This is a genomic window from Kitasatospora sp. NPDC091257 (assembly GCF_044757675.1).
In the GTDB taxonomy this organism is placed as follows: Bacteria; Actinomycetota; Actinomycetes; order Streptomycetales; family Streptomycetaceae; genus Kitasatospora; species Kitasatospora lactacystinica.
In genome coordinates, this window is record NZ_JBIVVI010001502.1 from 1 (window position 1) to 1,862 (window position 1,862).

The following is a 1,862-nucleotide window of genomic DNA, read 5'->3' on the forward strand; positions in this document are numbered from 1 at the left end:
CCCCCGGCCGAAGCGCTTCGCACGGCCCCTCCGACGCCACCGCCCGCCTCGCGCCTCCCCGGGTGCTCACCGTCGCCGGCTCCGACTCCGGCGGCGGCGCCGGAATCCAGGCCGACCTCAAGGCGATGCTCGCCCTCGGCGTCCACGGCATGAGCGTGATCACCGCCGTCACCGCGCAGAACTCGCTCGGCGTCCAGGGCTACTGGGAGCTGCCCGCGGAAGCCGTCCGGGCGCAGTTCCGCAGCGTGGTGGACGACATCGGGGTGCAGGCCGTGAAGACCGGCATGCTCGCCTCGGTCGAACTCGTCGAGACCGTCGCCGAGCTGCTGGCCGGGGTGGACGCCCCGGTGGTGGTCGACCCGGTCGGGGTCTCCAAGCACGGGGACGCGCTGCTGGTCGCCGAGGCCGTCGCCACCGTCCGCGAGAAGCTGTTGCCGGTCGCCACCCTGGCCACCCCCAACCTGCACGAGGTGACCCAGCTCACCGGGCTGACCGTCGAGGACGAGTCGCAGATGCTGGACGCCGCCAGGGCGCTGGTCGACCTCGGCCCGCGCTGGGCGCTGGTCAAGGGCGGCCACCTGCCGGGCGAGGCCGCCGACCTGCTGTACGGCGGACCGGACGAGGTGCACTGGTTCCGGGCGCCCCGCTACGACAACCGGCACACCCACGGCACCGGCTGCACCCTGGCCAGCGCGATCGCGGCCGGACTGGCCAAGGGCGAGCCGCTGCCGCGGGCGGTGGCCTCGGCCAAGGAGTACATCACCGGCGCGATCGCCGGGGGCTTCGCCCTGGGCGCCGGCATCGGCCCGGTCGACCACGCCTGGCGCTGGCGCTGAGGACCCCGGAAGACGGCAGTGGGCGGGCTCCTGGGAGGAGTCCGCCCACTGTCGGTGGGTCCGGAAAACGGCAGAGCCGGCCACGGAAACAGTGAAGCCGGCTCATCCGAGGATGAACCGGCTCACTGGAGGACCGGCTTGCCGGTCTGCGCGTCAGCGCGAGACCTTACCGGCCTTGATGCACGAGGTGCAGACGTTGAGCCGCTTCGGCGTCCGCCCAATCACAGCGCGCACCGTCTGGATGTTGGGGTTCCAACGACGGGGGGTACGGCGGTGAGAGTGGGAGATGCTGTTGCCGAAGCCCGGCCCCTTGCCGCAGACGTCGCAGTTGGCAGCCACAGGAGTCACTCCAAGACTTCAGATCAGATACTTTCGAAAACCCCGCTCGACCACCAGAACACTCGCGTGGACCAGACTGGACGAGGGGGTGAGCCTGGACGGTTCCAGGCAACCGGAAGAGCATACAACGCTTGCTTCCGTCCCACGAAACTACCATGACCGGCCGAGTGATCGCTCCGGTCGTCGGCCCGGACGGCCCCGCCCGACCCCCGATAACCTGCCGGTATCACCCCTCGCCGCCGCCCCTCGGGCCACCGCGGCGTCCCATCCGGAGGAGACCTGGTGCTGCACACGCTCGACGCCCCGGCCGTGCGCACCTGGTGCCAGCTCGCCCTGCGGGCGCTCGGCCAGGCCCGCGAGGAGATCGACGCGCTCAACGTCTACCCCGTCCCGGACGGCGACACCGGCACCAACCTCTATCTGACCGTCGAGTCCGCCGCCGCCGAGGTGGAGAGCCGCTTCGCCGACCCCGCCGTCGGGACGGCCCCCGGGCTGGCGGACACGGTCCGGGCGATGGCCCGCGGCGCGCTGGTCGGCGCCCGCGGGAACTCCGGGGTGATCCTCGCCCAGTGGCTGCGCGGGACCGCCGAGACGCTCGCCGAGGGCGGCGGCGCCGACCAGCTGCGGGCCGCCCTGCAACGGGCCGCCGACTCCGCGTACCAGGCCGTCGCGGAGCCCGTCGAGGGG

3 protein-coding genes are annotated in these 1,862 nt (G+C 72.8%); 2 read left to right on the plus strand and 1 reads right to left on the minus strand.

The window, feature by feature from the left end; genetic code table 11:
- The first annotated feature begins 62 nt into the window (after nucleotides 1-62).
- Nucleotides 63-836, plus strand: a complete 774-nt coding sequence (gene thiD / locus ACIQOV_RS39730; RefSeq protein WP_401055794.1) for a bifunctional hydroxymethylpyrimidine kinase/phosphomethylpyrimidine kinase — start codon at nucleotides 63-65, stop codon at nucleotides 834-836.
- 153 nt (nucleotides 837-989) lie between these two features.
- Here thiD and rpmB read toward each other — a convergent pair whose 3' ends face one another.
- Complete coding sequence (gene rpmB, locus ACIQOV_RS39735; protein ID WP_014138233.1) at nucleotides 990-1,175, minus strand: 50S ribosomal protein L28; 186 nt, start codon at nucleotides 1,173-1,175, stop codon at nucleotides 990-992.
- A gap of 282 nt (nucleotides 1,176-1,457) precedes the next feature.
- Between rpmB and ACIQOV_RS39740 the strand changes: the two genes are divergently transcribed.
- A partial coding sequence (locus tag ACIQOV_RS39740; RefSeq protein WP_401055792.1) for a DAK2 domain-containing protein occupies nucleotides 1,458-1,862 on the plus strand: 405 nt, incomplete at its 3' end.